21 protein-coding genes are annotated in these 20670 nt (G+C 40.9%); 11 read left to right on the top strand and 10 right to left on the bottom strand.

What is annotated here, in order from left to right; all coding sequences use genetic code 11:
* Positions 1-141 precede the first annotated feature (141 nt).
* A complete protein-coding gene (locus RMY63_RS36700; protein WP_322733408.1) occupies positions 142-381 on the top strand; it encodes a hypothetical protein in 240 nt (79 codons plus the stop codon).
* A 165-nt stretch (positions 382-546) separates the two neighbouring features.
* On the opposite strand, the gene RMY63_RS36695 is transcribed toward RMY63_RS36700, so the two are convergent.
* The 6 genes from RMY63_RS36695 to RMY63_RS36670 all read right to left on the bottom strand — a co-directional run bounded on the left by RMY63_RS36695 (position 547) and on the right by RMY63_RS36670 (position 7206).
* Positions 547-786: a hypothetical protein gene (locus RMY63_RS36695; protein WP_322733407.1), complete on the bottom strand. Its 240-nt coding sequence runs from the start codon at positions 784-786 to the stop codon at positions 547-549.
* Positions 787-859: 73 nt separating this feature from the next.
* Positions 860-1240 carry a hypothetical protein gene (locus RMY63_RS36690; RefSeq protein ID WP_322733406.1) on the bottom strand — a complete coding sequence of 127 codons (381 nt, stop codon included), beginning with the start codon at positions 1238-1240 and terminating at the stop codon, positions 860-862.
* 152 nt (positions 1241-1392) lie between these two features.
* Positions 1393-1836, bottom strand: a complete 444-nt coding sequence (locus RMY63_RS36685; protein WP_322733405.1) for an SRPBCC family protein — start codon at positions 1834-1836, stop codon at positions 1393-1395.
* A 62-nt stretch (positions 1837-1898) separates the two neighbouring features.
* Entirely contained in the window at positions 1899-3338 is a 1440-nt protein-coding gene (zds, locus tag RMY63_RS36680) for a 9,9'-di-cis-zeta-carotene desaturase (protein WP_322733404.1), read from the bottom strand.
* Between the two features lie 277 nt (positions 3339-3615).
* Positions 3616-3792 carry a CopG family transcriptional regulator gene (locus tag RMY63_RS36675; protein ID WP_322733403.1) on the bottom strand — a complete coding sequence of 59 codons (177 nt, stop codon included), beginning with the start codon at positions 3790-3792 and terminating at the stop codon, positions 3616-3618.
* A 1782-nt stretch (positions 3793-5574) separates the two neighbouring features.
* Positions 5575-7206, bottom strand: a complete 1632-nt coding sequence (locus RMY63_RS36670) for a DUF6930 domain-containing protein (protein WP_322733402.1) — start codon at positions 7204-7206, stop codon at positions 5575-5577.
* Positions 7207-7525: 319 nt separating this feature from the next.
* On the opposite strand from RMY63_RS36670, the gene RMY63_RS36665 reads away from it, so the two are divergent.
* From RMY63_RS36665 to RMY63_RS36655, 3 genes are all read left to right on the top strand, one after another.
* The gene (locus RMY63_RS36665) at positions 7526-7882 is read left to right on the top strand and encodes an iron-sulfur cluster assembly accessory protein (RefSeq protein WP_322733401.1); all 357 of its coding nucleotides are present in this window, start codon (positions 7526-7528) and stop codon (positions 7880-7882) included.
* A 173-nt stretch (positions 7883-8055) separates the two neighbouring features.
* Positions 8056-8478 carry a tetratricopeptide repeat protein gene (locus tag RMY63_RS36660; protein ID WP_194045447.1) on the top strand — a complete coding sequence of 141 codons (423 nt, stop codon included), beginning with the start codon at positions 8056-8058 and terminating at the stop codon, positions 8476-8478.
* A 177-nt stretch (positions 8479-8655) separates the two neighbouring features.
* On the top strand, positions 8656-8901 hold the full coding sequence (locus RMY63_RS36655) for a hypothetical protein (protein WP_322733417.1): 246 nt from the start codon (positions 8656-8658) through the stop codon (positions 8899-8901).
* 111 nt (positions 8902-9012) lie between these two features.
* On the opposite strand, the gene RMY63_RS36650 is transcribed toward RMY63_RS36655, so the two are convergent.
* The gene (locus RMY63_RS36650) at positions 9013-9978 is read right to left on the bottom strand and encodes a TIGR01777 family oxidoreductase (protein ID WP_322733400.1); all 966 of its coding nucleotides are present in this window, start codon (positions 9976-9978) and stop codon (positions 9013-9015) included.
* A 596-nt stretch (positions 9979-10574) separates the two neighbouring features.
* Between RMY63_RS36650 and RMY63_RS36645 the strand changes: the two genes are divergently transcribed.
* Positions 10575-10922: a hypothetical protein gene (locus RMY63_RS36645; RefSeq protein ID WP_292786887.1), complete on the top strand. Its 348-nt coding sequence runs from the start codon at positions 10575-10577 to the stop codon at positions 10920-10922.
* A 606-nt stretch (positions 10923-11528) separates the two neighbouring features.
* Here RMY63_RS36645 and RMY63_RS36640 read toward each other — a convergent pair.
* Positions 11529-12521, bottom strand: a complete 993-nt coding sequence (locus tag RMY63_RS36640; protein ID WP_322733399.1) for a metal ABC transporter solute-binding protein, Zn/Mn family — start codon at positions 12519-12521, stop codon at positions 11529-11531.
* A gap of 876 nt (positions 12522-13397) precedes the next feature.
* Here RMY63_RS36640 and RMY63_RS36635 point away from each other — a divergent pair.
* From RMY63_RS36635 to RMY63_RS36610, 6 genes are all read left to right on the top strand, one after another.
* Complete coding sequence (locus RMY63_RS36635) at positions 13398-13733, top strand: hypothetical protein (RefSeq protein WP_322733398.1); 336 nt, start codon at positions 13398-13400, stop codon at positions 13731-13733.
* Positions 13734-14140: 407 nt separating this feature from the next.
* Complete coding sequence (locus RMY63_RS36630) at positions 14141-14491, top strand: YtxH domain-containing protein (RefSeq protein ID WP_322733397.1); 351 nt, start codon at positions 14141-14143, stop codon at positions 14489-14491.
* An 11-nt stretch (positions 14492-14502) separates the two neighbouring features.
* Complete coding sequence (locus tag RMY63_RS36625) at positions 14503-15042, top strand: DUF948 domain-containing protein (protein WP_322733396.1); 540 nt, start codon at positions 14503-14505, stop codon at positions 15040-15042.
* A gap of 374 nt (positions 15043-15416) precedes the next feature.
* Positions 15417-16223, top strand: coding sequence for a TPM domain-containing protein (locus RMY63_RS36620; RefSeq protein ID WP_322733395.1), 807 nt, complete (start codon positions 15417-15419; stop codon positions 16221-16223).
* A gap of 123 nt (positions 16224-16346) precedes the next feature.
* Positions 16347-16976 carry a precorrin-8X methylmutase gene (locus RMY63_RS36615; protein ID WP_322733394.1) on the top strand — a complete coding sequence of 210 codons (630 nt, stop codon included), beginning with the start codon at positions 16347-16349 and terminating at the stop codon, positions 16974-16976.
* Between the two features lie 87 nt (positions 16977-17063).
* Positions 17064-18497: a right-handed parallel beta-helix repeat-containing protein gene (locus RMY63_RS36610; RefSeq protein ID WP_322733393.1), complete on the top strand. Its 1434-nt coding sequence runs from the start codon at positions 17064-17066 to the stop codon at positions 18495-18497.
* Positions 18498-18685: 188 nt separating this feature from the next.
* Here the strand turns inward: RMY63_RS36610 and RMY63_RS36605 are convergent, their stop codons facing one another.
* Together RMY63_RS36605 and dapB are read right to left on the bottom strand one after the other, a co-directional pair.
* Positions 18686-19372, bottom strand: a complete 687-nt coding sequence (locus tag RMY63_RS36605) for a phosphate ABC transporter permease (RefSeq protein ID WP_322733392.1) — start codon at positions 19370-19372, stop codon at positions 18686-18688.
* A gap of 39 nt (positions 19373-19411) precedes the next feature.
* The gene (gene dapB, locus RMY63_RS36600) at positions 19412-20248 is read right to left on the bottom strand and encodes a 4-hydroxy-tetrahydrodipicolinate reductase (protein WP_322733391.1); all 837 of its coding nucleotides are present in this window, start codon (positions 20246-20248) and stop codon (positions 19412-19414) included.
* Between the last annotated feature and the right edge of the window lie 422 nt (positions 20249-20670).

Here is a 20670-nt window from a genome sequence, read left to right as displayed (position 1 = left end):
TGCGTTGTTTGTCATCTTGAGAATTAGACACTTAGGTAATCTTTCTCTACTGACTGTGTGTTCTGATAGATTGCACCATCTTAGATGTGTCAGCCCACTAGGGCTTTTAAAACTTTACTCAAGTTAAAAGGATAAAATCGAATGAATGGCAAGCAACCGAAAAAAGAAGATGTAAAAAAGGGTACTCTTAAAATCTTAGATATTTCTTGCTTTATGCAAGATTTAAGCGATGCTAAAACTAGCTTAATTGTGGGTGGTCAAGCTGTTTTAGGTAGTAAAACTGGCGAACCTAGTACTGGCACATCTAGTGGGATAAAGTGGGGAAATTGGATATACACTTACCAAATGGGTTGGGTTTGTCAGCCAGGCAAAGTTTGCTGAAGTGTTAATGAGATAAGGCGACCACATCTTTGTTTTAAGCGGCAAAATAAACATATTACGGATTTTAAAAATCCAAATGTTCCCCCGGAAGTTGGCTCAACTCTTCCGGGGTTGCTGTTAATTTTACCCAACTTGAGCGTTGCCAACAAATGGATAAAGTCGAGCTTAGACAGTCAACGGTTGTCCTTGTTCAATTGCAGCTTGTTCATTGGTTGATTGCTTGACTCTATTGAGCCATTTTTCAGCCTTTGAGTAGTTATCTTTTTGTACCTGTTGAATTGCTTGCTGGAAGTGCAATTGCACACCCCAAACATCTGTATGGAGAAGATTCTCTTTCTTCATGCGCTCAAAGAATTCTACCGCTTCGATGTGGGATAGTTGGCCAATTGTTTTAGCGATCGCCATAAACACCTCAAAGACATTAGACCTCTTGCAAAAATCCTTGACTCACCCCTCCCCAACCCTCCCCTTGTGAAGGCTACGGTGTATACACAAGTTCTATCTGTAAGGGTTTCAAGCCTTCTAGACCCTTTAAATTGTCATTACGAGCAAAGCGAAGTAATCGCATAATCCCGTAGTTTTTGCGATTACTTCGTCGTTCCTCCTCGCAATGACAGGCAACCGGAGTTCTCCAACAGCTTAGGGCTAGACGACGAAACCAAGTTTCAGGTCGAATTTCTAGACTTATGTATACACGGTAGCAATATATCGGGGGGATTAAGGGGGGTAAAGAATGTACTTCATTTAGATGCAAAATGCTGTAAAATAAATTTTTATTAATCCAGCTAACGTCAAGCATATCTTTTTGGCTGACAGCAACAACAAAATGCTTTTTGGTGGTTATGTAGGTTGGATTCACACAAAAGGATTGAATCAAGCTATAGAAAAGATAAAGCACTCTCTAACTTCTACTTCATAATAAAGACACGCGATTAAAAAATCCATATTTTTCCATTAGGCAGTAAGAAACTTTTATACCTTGTTTCCTACTGCCTGTTTTTGCTATATATATCAATTACCTTTAACATTCAGCGCATATTGTTTAAACCTTTCCAAATCAGCTTGAATCGTTGATTCAACTATCCGACCCAAAAACAAGTTATCCATAATTTTGCCAATAATGCCGGGGATAGCGTAAGAAATGGTCATTTTGACAATGCTACTATTGTGGCGATCGTAAAAGCGAATCGCTCCCTGATTCGGCAAACCATCAACCGATTCCCATTGGATAATTTGGTTGGGAATAACTTTGAGAATTCGGGATTGCCAATTAAATTCTAGACTGCCAGTTTTTAATTTCCAAAGAGATATATCTGGATTATCTGGCGGAATTTTGACCGAATCAATCCACTTCATCCATCGGGGCATTTGCTCTAAATCAGACCAGAGGCTCCATACTAAATCTATGGGAGCCTCTACTTCTACCTGTACAGTATGCTCTAACCAGTCTGACATTTCTTTTGTTCCTTCTCTACGAGATGCTTTGCGATTGCGTTCTTTGCACTCTTTGGAGTTCGTTATTTCTTTAAACTCTCCAAAATCACTTTTGCCGCACGTCGTCCAGAAATAGTAGCACCTTCCATGCTGTCGATGTAGTCTTGCTGAGTATAACTGCCTGCAAGGAAGAAATTATCTACTGGTGTTTTTTGGTTGGGACGGTACGCATCCATCCCTGGCGCTTCTCGGTAGAGAGACTGAGCAAGTTTTACCACGCTGTACCAAGTCATCTTTAACTCTTGCGACGAGGGAAACAGTTCATGAACTTGCTTGAGGACATGCTGGGCGATCGCTTCATTACTTTGTGTAATAAACGGATCTCCCGGTGTCAGCACTAACTGTAACAAAGATCCCTGTCCTGGGCGATAATAATCAGCAGGGCTAGTCAACGCTAAATCGGCAAAACAAGAAAAGTCAGCATCGGCTGTGTAAAGTAAATTATCGATTCCAGCTGCATGATTTAGCTGTTTGCGTTGCTCTCCATCATTCAGTTCTGTTACCCAACCATCAAAGCGTAACTGCACTGTAGCTACTGGCACTGCATCCAGTTTGTAAATATTGTCAAATTCTGACCACTTACGCCACTCGTGGGGTAGGATGCGTTGAATTCCTGGAACATCACACGCAAAAACGTAAGCATCAGCAGCGATCGTTTCTACTGCATCACCTTGGGCAACTACTATACCAGTGACACGGGTTTGTTCAGCTGACTCAGTAAACTGAATTTCCCGAACTTGTCGGCGCGTATAAACTTTGGTGCCTCTAGCTTCTAGATATTCCAGAATCGGCTTGTGTAAATATTCAGATGGAGAACCTTCCAGCATTCGCAAAACTGAAGCTTCAGTTCTAACTGCAAATAGCTGAAATATGGTTAACATACAACGGGCAGACATATTTTCGCAATCAATAAATCCCAATGCGTAGGCGATGGGGTTCCACATACGCTTGATGCTGCCATTACTCCCACCATGACTGCGAAACCAATCGGCAAAGCTAACTTTATCTAAATTGCGGATAGTTTTCATCGCCCCCTTAAAGTCTACCAATCCGCGAACTATCGGACTAGTACCCAAAGCGATCGCATTTTGCAATTTATCCTGCAACGATAGTTGAGAAGTAGTGAAAAATGCCTTTAAGCCATTGAAAGGCGCACCTGTAAGAAAACGAAAATCTAAAGCACCAGTGCGCCCCCCTTTATTAATAAAAGTGTGGGTATGTTCTTTGAGGCGTAAGTTTTCTGACACCCCCACTTTTTTCATTAAGTCAAATAGTTGGTAGTAGCACCCGAAAAATACATGCAACCCCATTTCTAGATGGTTGCCATCTCCATCAACCCAACTGCCAACTTTACCGCCGACAAACGGACGAGATTCAAAAATCTCTACTTCACAACCAGCATCAGCTAGATCTACTGCGGTTGCTAGCCCAGCCAGTCCCGCACCTACGATTGCAACACGCATTCCGTCGTTCCTTTTCAGTTTCTTTACAGATTGTAACTGGGTTGGTGTCGGAATTTGCTACTTAATATCAACTCCAGCAGCATATTAATGCTTGCCAATATTGATACTAAAACTTCTTTGGTTACTTTTTTTAATCCCTGTATAATGACCAGACGCGTTTTTATCGCGTCTGTATCATCTAGACAAACTTTTGTCCATAGCGGCGGACTCTCAAAAGTATCAGAGATATTTTTTTGGTGCCAAAGCAGTTTTTTGGATAAGTTGTGAAAGTAACTTCTTAGTTGTTTGGATCTTTGCTGTCGTCGGAGACGGGCAAACTTCTAATCAGTTCACGAATCACGTCAGTTGCAGGTCTACCTGTTTGTTGGCAATATTTTTCTAGTTTTTCCGCTTCCTGTGTTGCGAGATTAACTGTTATGCGTTTAACGGCCCATTTTTTATTTGTCATTATCATGCTATCTGCTGTATATTTAGATGGTCGAAAGAGTGTAAATTAATGAGGGAACCGATAAGGTTATCAGAGTTTGTCTCAGGAAACAAGTAATACCATTAATATTAAAAATGTTTGTTTTGTCAAAGGATTGATCATTTGCTAAAAAAATTAAAATACTACACTTTATTTGTTACTGTTGTGACAGCATAAATAGCACATAGTTGCTTTTGAAGATAATAACCCTACTAACAGCATGAGTAAAGCCTGACAATGAAATTTTATAAAGAAATTTGAGACATCTACTATTGACTCAATGAAGATTTCCAAAGTTATTCTCTATTGAAACCATTTGATCTTCTTTCTTCTCTCAAGTTTGTCAAACCCACTTGGGAAGAATATCTGCTAGAACACCAAAAAATAAAGCTTCTGAATCATTATCATGCTGAAATACTGGTTTACAGGTGGGTTAGAGTGGTGTGTATAGAGCGTGAATAGTGACTTAGAAAGTAGGCAAATAAGCGATCGCTTTAAAACAAACACCCATCTCTAACCAAGAAGTTAAGAGCTACTTGAACTGTTATGAATTTTGGCTTACCTCGATCAAGCTGATTGCTTTTCAGTGCCAATATAGTAGCCACAAAAAAAGAGGACAAAACTCAGTCTACTGAGTGTAAATTGCCAAACAATTTGGTAAATTTTGACAGCAACATCTGTAATTTTACACAGACAAATTAATCCATCATAAATATGATGTTACTTGACTGTTGTCGATCCTAATATTTTTAGTTTTGTTTCATGCTTTTATAATAACTTATCGTCACAATGCAATAAAGTTTTGCATATTTTATCTTCCTTCCAGTGATATAACTTGCTTTAAAATCAGCATTTCTTTGCGATTTTTCGTATTTATCTATCTGGAGGTTATGTAAATCATTTTTAGCCAATTAGAGCACTATGATTTTGCCATAAAATCTTTTCCTCATATTTAAGCCAATAAAATTTTAATTACAACTATTTTTTATCTGGTAAGTATACCGATAAAAAGAATCGTATATTTTAATTTCTTCGGCACTGTGTTTATTATAGCTATTATTTATGCTCTTTAAATAATCTTCATTTAGACACTAACAAAGCTATTTTTTCTCCTTTATAAAAAAATTACAAAGAAAAAGATATATATCTGAACTTTTGCTTAATGATATTGATATATAACAGGATACTCAACTCAAAAACTTGTTAAAAAAAGATTCCAATATCTAAGTGCATCAGTCAGGTTTGAGCCAAGCAGCCTTTGTAGATAATTTTTTAGCTCTTGTAGTTATTTATACTGATAAACGTTTCCATCAAAGGACTAAAAAACTATAAAAATACAGGTACTTCATGAAATTTAGATAAAGTTAGCTTCTCAAGATTGGTCGCCTATTAGTATTGACATATACATGAATATTCATTACAAAGTGCCACGCCCCGCTCGGTACGCGGATGACGAAGACTAAGTGGAACCGAAACGCTTTGCCTCTGGTTAAAAGACTGCATATAAGGGATGGGAGGGGTAAACGTTAACAAACAGACAAAGCCTTCCCCTTTTCCTTTCTTATAGCAGTCAAAGCATAGGTTAGGACTATGTTGGTTGCTGAAACCTTTGATAATACTGAGTTTCTACTCAGCACGGGCTAAACGCCCCGCTACCGCTAACAGCACTTTGCTATAAATGCAGTTTCAGTCAATATGCCAATCAAATACACATCAACTTAATTTCTCATACCGATAATTTGAGATTCAGGATTGCAGCAATTCATGCAATTACTCAAATTTAAGTTGGGGCATAAGTTGGAGAGTGCCAATACCTAAATTTTTTGGTGAAAGCGATCGCCCTTCAAACAAAGCCATCATATCTCGTAACTGAGGATTGCCACGGGAGGCTCCTGTTAGTCCTTTGGCAATGATTAAGCCACAGTAGCCCTTAGTATTTTTACACCGCTGGTTCCATTTTTTTCGGGCTTCGACATGAATCGGATCTTCATCTAAAAATTCACCGAATAGGAACAATTCGCCATTTTGAGTTTGCAATAAACCCAGGTCGTAGCGATCGCCATCAAAGGGATCGGCACCTGGATTAAAGCAAATTGCTCTCAATCCGCCTGCTGCTTCAATTCTTTCAATTACAGTCTTCGCCTTGGGTCGGGAGGTTTGAATTAAAATCACCGGCAAACCATCACCCACTTGTTTAATTTCACTAGCCTGGTGGTGGCTGACCCCCTTTCGTAGAGAATCCAACATTTCCCACGACACTACACCTAAGCTGAGGAAGGAATCTTCTGGTATCAAGTCATCTCGCAATGATTGGAAATCTTGATTGTCAATCTCCTGATCGTCAATACCAAAGCCTGCCATTTCCTCCAATTCTGATGCTAACTGCGGCATGGTAGAGACTGTCACAGCCACAGATTTAGTTGATTCTTCCGACTGCGGCAGAGAAATGCGATAGCGACGGCTGAGAGTAGGGAAGATGTCCTCATGAAGTTGGCGACGGTGATCGCGAATAAAGCGACTCAGGCTTTCGATCGCAACCAAGATTACCAGTGCTTCTTCGTCATACAAAACAGACCGGAGTCCTTCTAAAGGATGGATATTACCAAAAGTAGGGTCAATTTCTGATAATGGTAGATCCGCCAAATCATCTTCTTCATCGTCATCTTCATCAGTTTCGTCAACGCTCTCAAAAGTGAGAAACAAGCAATCTTGCTTGAGGAACGCTTCTTCTAGATGCTCTGTTGATTCTTCATTTGTTAGAACTGTGGCACGAAACTGTTTTAAAGACTCTTCTGAGCGATAAAACAAAATCCCATACTCCATTCCCAGCATTCCCATAACTGAGGCGTAGAGTGTGCCAACATCCCACTTATTAATCTCGATTGACAAAATTTGCTGTTCTTCCAAAAATTCCCAAGGTGCTGCTTGCCAAATTGCAAATGCTTTCTCTCGCAAGATTTGTGCATACTGCGGGGGTAAATCGGGGGTTTGACTATCGAGGATATCGGCGAATCCACGAAATAGTTCGTCAATTAAAGGCAGTTCTGGTGCGTAGTCAATGGCGATATCCAAATCTTGCAGTACTCCCCGCAGGTAAAATTGGATCTCGCGGTCTTTGACTACAATTCTTTGAGGTCTAGCAGGTCTTGCTGGACTTTGAGGATGCTCCATTGCTTGCATTAAGGTGCGAACTATTGCTTCTGGGCCAATATCTGAAGCTACCACATCCATTCCTCGAACAACACCTTGGGAGTAATCTACCCAAAGAATGCATTCTCCCTTTGCCTCTGAATCTGACTGCTGGTTTGGTGATGACAACGGACGCCGATCGCCCTCCCATACAGAAGGAATTTGAGTTAATTTCTTCAACCGACGACTGGTAGAGCGATTAAAACTTGTCATAAAGATCAAAAGAAGCAATTTAGGAGTAAACTTTGGGGCTAGCTAGCCTCGGATTAAATTTTTATGGCTGCACCTGAAGGGTGGTTGCTTCTGTTGCTGCCGCAAGGCTTGAATTTTAAGAATACCGAATGTATAAACACATTGAGTCTCTCAATTCTAGAATAAAAATCTTTGGCTACTTTTGACGGAGTGTTTACAATTTGGTATCTAGCAACATCTAAGCCGCTAGAATGAATACAAAAACACCAAGAGCAAACCCAGAAGCATTAACAAGCCGATATCGGGTAACGCTTATACTAATTAAGGAGTTGAAAAGCGGATGACACAAGCAATTGAAGCTCAACAACGCGGAATTCTGTTGAGCGAAGCCGCATTGCACCAGGTAAAATCCCTCCGGGACAAGCAAGGCACAGACTTGTGCTTACGGGTAGGAGTGCGTCAGGGTGGGTGTTCTGGGATGTCTTACATGATGGACTTTGAAGACACTAGCAAGATCACCCCTCATGATGAAGTTTTTGACTATGATGGCTTCAAAATTGTCAGCGATCGCAAGAGTCTGTTATATCTCTACGGTTTGATGCTCGATTACAGCAATGCCATGATTGGCGGTGGTTTCCAATTCACTAACCCCAATGCTAATCAAACTTGTGGTTGCGGCAAGTCATTTGGGGTGTAATATTGTCAGTTGTCATTTGTCCCTTGTCATTTGTCCTTTGTCATTTGTGCTTGAAGTTCTGAACTAGGGAAGCCTGAGCTTTTGATTCCTGTCTTTGTGGCTCGTAACTAATGACTAATGACTAATGACTAATGACTAATGACCAATGACCAATGACTAATGACTAATGACCAATGACTAATACAGTTGAATCCCTGTTTGATACAGGTTTAGAACGCTATAAAGCAGGAGAATCAGCAGAATCTTTAATCCCTGTATTTAAAGAAGTGTGCGATCGCGCTCCTAAAACTAGTGCAGCTTGGGTTTGTTTAGCGTGGTTGTATCTACTCGATAACAAACCTAATTTGGCTTACAAAGCTGGACAGAAGGCAGTCAAGTTAAATCCACAAGATCCCCAGGCTAGAATCAATCTCGCCTTAGCAATGCTGGAAACAAAGCAAAAAGGTTTGCGGGAACACATTGACATAGCACAACAGTTGATTTTTGTCAACGAAGAATGGAGTGATGAAATAAAAAATAGTATTGAGGATGGTTTAAGTAGAAAACCAGATTGGCAAAGTTTAACAAAAGTCAAAAATTGGCTGTTTGAAAAGTAGAGGATGGGGACTAGGGAATGGGAACTGGGGGTTAGGGACTGGGGACTCGGGACTGGTAAACAATTTTCCTAATGCCCAATGCCCAATGCCCAATACCCAATGCCCAATACCCAATGCCCAATGCCCAATGCCCAATACCCAATACCCAATACCCAATACCCATTACCCAATCCAATCATGAAAGATAAATTGTTAAATTGGCTAAACATGGTTTTAGTCGCCGATGTTTTTTTGGTTTTGTTTGGCTTTGGCTGGTTAGCGATCGCTGCGATCGGTAATGCCGCAGGAGTAAACCTGGGTTTGGATTTGTGGCATAAACTGTGGCAACCCTTGTTTAACCCCGCAATTGGCATTCTCATGAGCGGTGCCATTCTCAGCGGTATTATCAGTTGGGTTTCCAAAAAATTTCTTTCTAGTCAATAGTCAAAAAAATGGGTATGGGGCATCGGGGATTGGGCATTGAGTACTGGGTATTAGGAAAATTGTTTACCAGTCCCCAGTCCCCAGTCCCCAGTCCCCAGTCCCCAGTCCCTTTTAATTAAGAATTTGTGTTAATGCCGATTGCAAATTAGGATATTTGTACTCAAAGCCTGTTTGCACAGTGCGTTTTGGGATAACTTGCTGACCTTCTAAAACTACTATCGCCCCATCTCCTAAAAGGGCTTCGATCGCAAAAGCAGGAACAGGCAACCAAGAAGGACGATTCATCACTTGTCCTAAAGTTTGGCTTAAACCTGCCATCCGAACTGGATTAGGGGCAGTGGCATTATATACACCTTCTATTTCCGGTTTAGTTAAAGCTTGCAAAATCAGGTTAACTAAATCGTCTACGTGAATCCACGAAAACCACTGCCGACCACTGCCAATAGGGCCACCAGCAAAGAGTTTGAAAGGTGGAATCATTTTACCTAAAGCACCACCATTACCCAGGACAATCCCAAAACGCAGAATTACCAGTCGCACACCAGCATCTTTTACCTTTCTCGCTTCAGCTTCCCAGGCTTGGCAGACTTGGGCAAGAAAATCGTTACCAGATAGACTGGTTTCATCAAAGGTAGCAGTTTCACTGGTGCCGTAGTAGCCAATCGCCGAAGCGTTAATTAACACAGAGGGGAGGCAGCGCGTTGCGGGGGTTCCCCCCGTTGTAGCGACTGCCGTTTTAGGATTAGCGTTGGCTATTGCTTCAACTATTTTTTGTGTACCTAACTTTCGGCTATTGAGGATTTCTTGTTTCCGTTCTGGTGTCCAGCGTCCTTCACCAATAGGTTCTCCTGCCAAATTAACTACGCCATCACAATTAGCGATGACACTTTGCCAAGAACCAGATGCATTTGGTGTATAGCCAACAATTTCTACATTAGGGAAAGCCTCAGATGGAAAAACCTTTTGAGCAAAAGTGGTATTCCGAGTTAATACCACTATTTCATGACCTTCTCCGTGTAATCGTTGTACCAAACGACTACCAACAAATCCTGTTGCTCCAGTAATTGCGACTTTCATTTTCTACCTCAGCCAAACCTTTATTGTAAAGTTTTTGGTCAAACTTTCAGCTTACCAAAGAAGTCAGAGGGCAGGAGGCAGGAGGCAGGAGAAAGAAAATATATTTATTTTTTGCTCTCTGCCACTTTCTTCTAGATCAAGTAAATTTATTTATGTTCGCAGAGCATGTCTTAGATAAGAAAGAATAAAATACGTCTGATGTGAATTAGAAATGCCGCTTATTCTATAAGGGTTTCTAGATTCGCTCAAAATCATAGTTTTGGGATTACCTATGAAATTACAAGGGTTTCAAAGCTTAATTCACATTAAACGTAAAATATGTATTTCGAGCGGAAAGTGCCACAAAAAACACTGCGTCTTTATTGAAACCCCATTCAGCTGACGCTCACGGAACACCTAAATTATTTATGGCGTTTTACCTCCTGCCTTCTACCTCTTCCCTTCTGCCTCCTGCCTCCTGCCCCCTGCCTCCTGCCTCTTCGTTGACTGGATATCTGGTAGTACCTGCTCTCAAAAACTTTGATTTTTTAATGACTTTATATTTAGATACTTCGGTATTATAGGATGGACAGAGTGTTGCAAGGCTTGGGGCTATTATGGCTCGCTATACCTGTTCATTTATTGTTTCTGTTCCTAGTGACCATCTGTTGCCGTTACTTGTAGAACTTCTACAGGACTGTCAGTTGGATATTCAATATCACACAGCCGAATATATTATCGGTCGTGAGGTTCCTGGAAATGTTCCTTTTCCTAAATTAATAACAGTAGAAGTACTGATTGATAAATCAAAATCTACTGAAACAGAAACCCGGATGAGTATTGTGATTAAAAATGAAGAACTACCAATTCACCTAGATAATTACTGCCGACAAATGTTTGAGTTAATCAAGCAAGCTATTGAAAGTAGCCGCCATTGGCATTTGATTGAAAGTATTGCAGGATAGCTTTGGTGATTGAATTGATACTCCCACGGCTTAAAGCCGTGGAAGTGTCAGACTGTGATTGGTAGTTATAATTTACCAAGCCCCGTTGGGGCGGGTGTAGGGGTGTAGCATTGGTGTAAACTTAAGCCAAAACTCCTTTAAAAGTCTCGTTTCCGGTAAGAGGCTATTGGTGACAACTTAAAATTCATGTAAGCTTGTCAACAGGTTCTTAAGTTGACACTAATGGGCAGTGATATCATGTCCGCTTAAATAGTTGTCATTGCGTAGGCGTTCGCGCAGCGTCTCGTAGAGAAGCCTTCCCGTTCGCGCAGCGTCCCAAAGGGAAGGGTACGCAGCGATAGCGGAGTGTTCGCTTCTCTACGAGAGGTAACTCTTGGAGACGCTCTTGCTAGCTTGCTTAAGAGCAGGGGTACGCCAACGCGAACGTTTCACTCCGTTCCACTCGCAATGACATATCACAAGTATTTTGCCGGACATGATATGAAACCCAACATGAACAAGAATCAAATGTTGGGTTTTGTTCCTCAACCCAACCTACTACTAATAAACTGAGTTTTTTGATATTAAAAAAACTCAGCTTTTCAGATCGCCGAATTGATGTTCTAGCTACCTAGCAGCCTTCGTTTCAAACATCAAATACGTTCCTCCTAGTCCTTCTACAATTGTGCGTGTATTGGCAATCATCATTTTCTGATAAGTATCCGCGTCGCTTCCTGGTTCACCAAGTCCCTCAGCATACAGCTTTCTTTCAGAAATGTTCACTTCAGCTTCTGTGGCTACAGATTGAATCAGATTAGGATTAATTTCTACTTCAGCAAAAATTGTTGACACTTTAGCCTGTTTAATGTTTGTAGCCAAATTTTTGACTCGTTCGGCTGTCAGCTTTTTGTTAGTATTAATACTTTGCAATCCTCCTGCCAATGAAATACGGTATGCTTTGGCGTAATAACTCAGTGCATCAGAGGTTGTAACTAATTTACGTTCTTTGGTAGGAATACTGGCAATTCTTGATTTAATCCAGCTATCTAGTTGAGTGAGTTCATTTGTAATTTTTTTAGTATTACTGGTATAAGCTTCTGCATCACTAGATTGTAATTTTCTCAAATTACTATTAATTACCTCCACCATTCTGATAGTATTTTTGGTATTGTGCCAAACATGAGGATTGGTTACATTCTTACCACCTGCCTGAAATTTTTGTGGCTTAGGCACTGCCAGTTGAGCGACGGCTATTTTTGGTGTAGGGTTTTTAGTCGCTTTAATTAACTTGATCAGATTTGGTTCAAAATTGTAACCATTGTAAAGAATAAGATTAGCTTGCTCAATGGCTTTACGATCTTCCAGTTTTGGTTTATAAAATTGGGGGTTGGCAGTAGGGGAAATTAAGCAGGTGAGGTTAACTGTATTTCCGGCAACCTGCCTGGTTAAGTCACACAGTACGCTTGTAGTCGCTACAACTTGGGGAAGATTCTCGTTTACCTGAGTGTTAGTCTGAGTGAATGTAGTTCTTACAGCTTGATTTCCACACCCAACAAATCCAATCGTCAAGGCAGTAAGAATAGTTCGGAAGAAATTATTCAATGGTGATTTTTTTGACATCCTCATCTCCTACTGGATGTATAAAAAAAGATAATCATTATTGGTAAAGTATTAGTAAAATACCAGGGCAAAGTCCTCAGCAGGGAAGAGGTTAAAGGAAGAGGAATTAATAGACTTTCTCTTTTATTACTTGTCTGTTTCCTCAGTCCACAGCCAGCAATTTTTGGTTGGTGAACCACTAGCGAGGTTTTTACAGGCAAAATATTAGTTAACTGCACACGACGGGCTGGAAAACTGGTAGAGGTAGGAGCACAATAATAAAGGGAATGCTGGAGAGTCTCCAAGGAGTGTAGTTCTCTTACCATCTGTTGAAGGGTCTATACCATTGTGCTTACATCTCACAAAGATCGCAAATTGACTAAGATTATCAGGTTAAGGAGTGGGAGGTAGTAATGATGGGGCTTATCGAGCATACGGGTTGATTTCGCAAACCGAGTCGTGAATCTAAGGCAATTGTAACTGTGGTCTTGCGAGGTGTGGACATATCATTGTTACAAAATTGGCAAATTGGCGATTCTTTAGCCATCAGCCTTTGTTACACTAATTTTCACCTAGTAAAGCCTTTCAATATCGCTTAGAGCATCATCTAACTACTTTTTCTTGCCAGAATCCAGATGTACTTTGTGCTATAAATTTTATCCTTTAGTTTCTTCATTATTAGACCTCTTGCAAAAGTCCCCTAACACCCCACCCCCAACCCCTAAGAGCAAGCGGGGAACTCGGGGCCCCCTCTGGGGATTAGGGGCAGGGAGAATTTGACGTAAGTCAAAGGCGGGGTGGGGTTCTTTTTTTGATTTATGCAAGAAGTCTATTAAATAAGAGCCAAATCAAGTATATAGAACAATTCCTCAAAGCTAATATTGGTAAAGATAAACAATGGTAATTTTAGTTGTCATAATTAATACCCTGATTTCACTGATACTAATCTATGTGGCTTGGCGGGTGTGGCAACTTAAGCAGCAGCTAGGATATATAGCAGATAGGTTAACCGCCTATGAAAGTTGTACCAATGCAGCCCTGAATAAAGCACCCGAAAATATTTATCTCAGCCAACAGAATATTTATAACTTACGGCAGAGAAATCAAGCGCTACAAATGCAAATTCAACAAGTGCGGCAAATTATCAGTCTACTTTTGCTAGGGCGGCAAATCTGGCAGCGTTATTTTCCAAAGCTAGAGTTAATATCTGGGAAAAGAACAGTTGCAAAATGAGTTATGTCAGGTTCAGATGAACATTTATGATTAAGACCGATGGGGAACACGTAGAGAAGTCCGTAGTAAGATCCCATAGGTTGCATTGGCTTCTAGCGTAGGCATAGCCCGCTGCAGGCATCGCTTCCCCTTTCCATAACCTAATCTTAAACAAGCTAGCCATACTCGGTACGGAACCGCAAGACATAACACAAAGAAACGCCTGCTAGAAGGCTTACCGGAGGTATCAAAACTTTGAGAGATACAGGTAGTTTTGAATTACAAGTAATTAATAGTTTTGATATTAATTAAAAAAAGCAACATTTCTGGCTGATATTTTGTCACCATAGATTAACTGAATAAAATCGGTTGAGTCTTGCAAGGGGAGAAAACCCACCTAAAATGGGTGTAAGGAGAGAAACAACAAGATGTCTAATAACCGTTCTGGAGTATTTTTTGGCGGTTTGATGCTGGGAGCTACCATCGGTGCTTTAACCGGTTTACTTGTGGCTCCACGCACAGGGCGCGAAACGCGTAAAATTTTGAAAAAATCTGCCGATGCTATCCCAGAATTGGCAGAAGATTTATCAATGAGTGTGCAAATTCAGGCAGATCGTCTCTCTGCTAGCGCATTACGAAATTGGGATGACACTTTAGATAGATTACGGGAAGCGATCGCAGCAGGTGTAGATGCCAGTCAGCGAGAAAGCCAAGTCTTGAAGCGACAAACATCTGTTGAAGACTCAGATTCACTTCCCCAGCAATTAGAACGTTCATAAATGACACAACCGTGATTGAACCCCTGTTTTGGTTGGGACTTTCTTTACTTTTAGTCGCCACAAGCTTGACTGCGGTTTTAGTGGCAGCAATACCGGCTTTGCAGGAGTTAGCACGCGCGGCTCGCAGTGCAGAAAAGCTATTTGATACTCTCTCACGGGAGTTACCACCCACTTTAGAAGCTATTCGTGTGACGGGCTTAGAAATCACTGACTTAACTGGTGATGTCAGCGAGGGCGTAAAAAGTGCTAGTCAGGTTGTGAAACAAGTTGATCAAAGCTTTGATAATGCAAGAATTCAGGCTCAAAATCTGCAAGTAGGTACACGCAGCATCTTTATTGGCGCAAAAGCTGCTTGGAAAAACTTCACGCGCCAAAAACCCGTAAGGCGGACGAGCGATCGCTTGCCAAGTAATGAAAAACCACCACTAACGTTGCGAGAACGAGAAGTGCTGAGGCAAGAAAATCGCCGAATCAAAGCAGAAGTATACCGCCCTAATGACGGTTACAACGACGCTGCTAGCTGGGAAAACAATTTTGATGAGGAAGATTGAGCAAAAAAAGGGTATTGCTTATCTCCCTTTACTCTCTTGTTAATTACAGGAACGAGAACACAGCCTTTGCACCATATATTTTAATTGGAGATAGCTGTATTTTAACTATATAGCGGTATCCATTTGGATGAGTTTAGTGTCTATAGTCTCCTCCCCTCTCCCTAGCCACAAGGATATTTTGAGTATTTTAACTGATTGACAAAATGCGCCTTACCTTTGTAAACCACGAAGGCTACTCTCCACTCCCTAAAAACCTTTTGCTTTGATCCCCTGGATTAGAGTAAAGTAAACAAGTGTAAAGAACTATCATTTTTCTAGTACTCTTTTAAAACAACTTGTTGGCTTTTACCGTTAATATTTGTATAAAAACGTCCATGCAATCTTGTTTTTGGCGACGAATTCTAGTATCTATTGCAATATTTTTCCTGGCTGGGTCAATTTGGGTTATGCATTCTCCCCCAGCACTGGCTTATGACAATCCTGAGTTACTTCCTGACACCTTTACCCCAGTTGTAGATTTAGCTAAATCTCTGCCTGTGCTGCAAGAAGAAAAGCTTGTCAAAGATTTAGAGCAGTTTGAAGCCGACACAGGCTGGAAATTGCGAGTCTTAACCCAGTATGACCGCACCCCAGGTCGCGCGGTTATAAAATATTGGGGTTTGGATGACAAAAGCATTCTACTCGTTGCTGATTCTCGTGGCGGTAACATCCTCAGCTTTAGTGTCGGTGATGCTGTTTATGAACTTTTACCTCGGACTTTTTGGATAGAACTGCAAACCCGCTTTGGTAATTTGTATTTTGTCCGCGAACAAGGCGAAGACCAAGCCATTCTACAAGCTTTAGAATCGGTCAAAGGCTGTTTGCTTAAAGGGGGTTGCAATGTTGTACCCGGACTGCCACGAGAGCAGTGGATTCTTACCTTGATTACCTCAGTTATTGGTGGGGTGATTTGTGGATTTGCAGCTCAACCCCGCGAAAAAGGACAAGTTTTTGCTTGGCAATGGGCTTTAATTTTCTCACCTTTGTGGGGAATATTGTTTATTGCCTTCGGGATTGGGCCAGTTGTGACACGTACAAGCGACTGGTTGCCTTTAGTTCGCAATATATCTGGGTTTCTCATTGGCGTTTTGGTTGCCTACCTATCTCCTATTTTCAGTCGGTCTTCTAGTAATGAGTTATGAGTGAGTAGTTAGGAGTGAGTAGTTTAATTAACTCATAACTCATAACTCCTAACTCCTAACTCCTAACTCTAAACTCTCTGAAGCTGATAAGCTGAAAGCTAATATTTGAGAAGCTCAACAAAAATGGAATGGCACGTAACTGATGCTCAAAGTTTAGCAATCATTGATAGTGAAATTGGCGATCATGTCTTTTCACCCGCAGAGTATGAGATTGTGCGTCGGGTAATCTACGCCACAGCTGACTTTGAGTATAAGTCTTTGATTCGCTTTTCTGAGCGTGCCTTGCAAGCTGGAGCAGCAGCGCTAGCCGCACGTACCACGATTGTAGTAGATGCGCCGATGGTACAAGTAGGTATTGCCTACGATATTCAAAACACCTTTGCAAATCCAGTGTATTGCAGCATGGAAGCTCTAACACGCCCTCAAAAAGAAAAAACTCGCGCAGCATGGGGAATAGAAACCTTAGCAAAGCGTTATCCAGAGGGCATTTTTGTGGTGGGTCAAGCGCAAACGGCCCTGACTGCACTCGTGGATTTAATTGAAGTTGAGGAAATTAGACCTGCTTTAATAATCGCAACTCCAGTGGGATTTGTAAATGTTGATGAAGCTAAGGAGCGTTTACAAGACTCTCTAGTGCCTCACATTATCATTGACAGCCGCAAAGGTAATGCAGTTGTAGCAGCTGCGATAGTTGATGGATTGGTAGACTTGGCTTGGCAAGCCTATGGACAAGATGGAAATCGCGGGAGCTAGAAAAGTCAGCTCTATATACCCTTGATGCCAAATAGTATTTAAAAGTACTGACATATCTTGATATTATATTTTTGTTAAGTAGTGCCTATGAAGGAGCCTTTTGTTGTGGTAATTCGAGGTTTCAAGTTAAGCGCATATCTTGCAATTCCCGTGGTATTAGGTCTTTTAATTGAGCGAGAAAGGATAAAAACATATTTAGTTGAAAACATTCCTCAAGTATTCACTAACAAGAAAATTATGGTATCTAGCCATAAGCTAATCAGCAGTAGGGCAACTCCGAAAACATACTATGTTAGTGGTACTGGAAATGATAAAAATAGCGGACTCTCTAGTTCATCCGCCTTTAGGACAATTCAAAGGGCAGCAAATCTGACTAACCCTGGCGATACAGTATTGATTATGAACGGAGTGTATAGGAATGCAAAACCAAGTGGTGACGTAGTATCTATTACTCGCTCTGGAACAGCAAATGCATGGATTAAGTTTAAAGCATATCCTGGACATCAGCCGAAAATTCAACACAATGGATGGCAAGGAATTTTCATTCACAAGGGAGCGTCATATATTGAGATAAATGGGTTGGAGGTGATAGGAAACAATGCCAACATAACCCTTGATTATGCGATGAGTCAGAAAACTAATAAACAAAACCCGCTAACGAATGGAAACTGCATTAATGTAGATGGACGAAAAGATGGTCGTAGTCACCATATACGTATTGTCAACAACAAGGTACATGGATGTGGAGGAGCAGGCATTTCAGCTATCGAATCGGACTATGTGACAATAGATAATAACGAAGTGTTCGATAATGCCTGGTATAGCGTTTATGGTTGCAGTGGCATTTCGATTTTGAATAGTTGGAATTCTGACAACAAGCGGGGATACAAGATGTTTGTTACTAACAACAAAACTTACAACAATCGCATGTACATCCCTTGGATTGCAGTCGGAAGGATTACAGACGGGAATGGGATTATTATCGATAGTTCTAGAAACGATCAGAATAACTCAAAATTGGATGCATATAAAGGATATACTTTAGTTAGAAATAATCTTGCATTTAATAATGGTGGATCGGGTATTCATGCATTTTTAAGCGAGCATGTTGATATTGTAAATAACACAGCTGTTTTAAATAATCAGAGTCCAGAAATTAATGGCGGGCAAATATTTGCTCATACGTCATCTGATGTCAAAATCCTCAGGAACATTCTTTATGCTTTTCCTAGAAAAAATATTAATAATAAGACTAAAAATAAAAACGTTATTTATGATTATAATATCTACATCAATAGTTCTAAAATAAATGTTAAGGGGCCTCACGATATTGTTGCAGGCTCACAATTTTTAAGCAAGTATCCCACTCTAGAAAAAATATCTGGCGATTGGAAATCGCGGTTAGATAAACAAAATCCGCCAACACGGTCTTATGTAGAACCTAAGTCGGCAGGTTTTGCCTGTGGGACAGTAACTTATCGTTTGCAAGGGAAACTCATCAAAGTGGGATGCTCTCGTTAGCAAGAAGGCAGGAGGCTTAAAATAATTCGTAATTCGTAATTCGTAATTCGTAATTCGCAAAGTCAACAGCCTAAATTTAACCCCTTGTGAATTTGACCAACAGTCTCATTCTATTCGCCAGGGCTAGATATATTTTTACAAAAGTGAGATGCTCCCAATTATATCCTTGTGCCTCCTTCACTTCTTCTTCAATCCTCTACTCTACGACGCCGCCGACGCGGCTTTTGTTGTTGGTTTTCACGCAAGCGGCGACCGACTTCGTTAAAGAAATCCCGCCGCAGATAAGGATAATCGCTAACCCACAGGTCACGATTGGGAAAGTATATATCGCTGAATTCATCAATACTGCTCAAATCTGGGCGATTTGACATCACTACCATTTCTGCAATTTGGCCGCGAGTAATAACTTTATGAGCAGAACGTAATGGTGCTACAAACTCAATGCTAAATCCTGTGTCATCACCTACCTCTAAATTTATCTGTTTTTCTCGGTTTTCTACAATCACCAATTCGCCTTTATTGTTGACTGTTTCGGTTTTACCTATCAACTGGTCTGTAATCCACCAATCTAGGACTCGACCACGGAAAAAGCCGCCGTACTTGTAACGGCGGCATTGTAAATTCCGTATACTTGCTTGAAACACTGGATACCACAACCAAAAAAAAGCGCCAATTACCCCTAGCACAAATACTATTGAAGCAAACTCAAGCTTGAAAATAACTTTTACAAGCAAAATAACAACTACTGCAACTACAGAAATTAACAGCCGTTGCAAAAAATTTGAGAACTTCCCCCAGTAGTACTTGTACTGCAAACCAGTGGCAATTAGGGGGACAACTTGTTCAAATTTCTGGCGAGTCAGTGGTACTAACATGAGTGCTAAGTAATGAATGCCCAATAGTGTGTTTAAAGTTTAAAGTATCTTTTCTAATCCATATACTAACGACTTTAGCGTTAAGACTTTGCGAATCGCTAGTAGCACTCCTGGCATATAACAAGCGCGATCGCTCGTATCATGTCGTAAAGTATAAATCTGTCCTGCTGCGCCAAAAATAACTTCTTGATGGGCAATCAATCCCGGCAAGCGGACGCTATGAATTCTAATCCCTTCATCTGCGATACTGCCTCTAGCTCCTGGTAACTTCTCCGTCTCTTCTACAAGACTAGGGTTAAAAGTTTTACCCAACTCCCCTAATAACTGCGCCGTTTGAATGGCAGTACCACTGGGAGCATCAGCTTTTTGGTTGTGATGCAGTTCGATAATTTCCACATGGTCAAAATATTTTGAGGCTGCGATCGCAGCTTGTTGCAACAGTACCATGCCAATGGAAAAATTAGGAATAATTAGACAACCAGTGCTAGCTTTGTCGGCAAAGTCTGCCAAGTCTTGAATTTGTTCTGGACTTAACCCAGTGGTGCCGACTACAGGACGAATACCGTAAGCGATCGCACTGCGAATATTGTCATAAACTGAATCAGGATGGGTAAAGTCTACAATCACCCCTGGAGGAGACTGTCTGTCACCAGCCACATACCCCAACATCGGTTCTAATTGATTGGTAATCGGCACTTCCAAAGGTTCGCTTAAACCCGCTAACTCCCCAGCATCTTTATCTTGATGTTCTAAACTGTAGTCAATTGCACCCACTAGGTTTAAATCAGGCGCTTGTGCCACCGCCTTAACCACCTCACGGCCCATTTTGCCAGCAGCACCGTTGACAATAACCGGGATAGGAGCTTGATTTGTCATAGGTCGAGAAATACTTTTTGAGTCAACAAGGGAATTGTAAAGATTTTGGCGTTCTAGTAGCTAGGTTCTCAAATCTCTGACTTAATTCCACCTACCCGGAATTGGGCAGCTAATCGCTTAGTTTTTCTACTCTCCAAAATATCGGTTCTTGTTTTCATTGGACTATCTTACCCAGTAACCCGTTTTATTTGCCGATTCGTACTGCTTTGATAGGTAGTTCTTATGAATGATATCAGTCTTTGTTTGTCAAGTCTAATTGACCATTTGTAATATTATTGTTATATTTATTTACATAGCTTAGTAAAGCCCGAAAGTAAGCTGCATAGCTAAAATTGCACCTTGTCTATTACCTATATAGTTTTGGTTGCATTAGACCTATCCGAAATATAAATACGGCATAAAAAAGTGGTAGAAGAATAAAA

The organism is Nostoc sp. ChiQUE01b, assembly GCF_034531255.1.
In the GTDB taxonomy this organism is placed as follows: domain Bacteria; phylum Cyanobacteriota; class Cyanobacteriia; order Cyanobacteriales; family Nostocaceae; genus Nostoc.
Note: the sequence above shows the minus strand (reverse complement) of the source record. Positions and strands in the feature narration are given on the sequence as shown.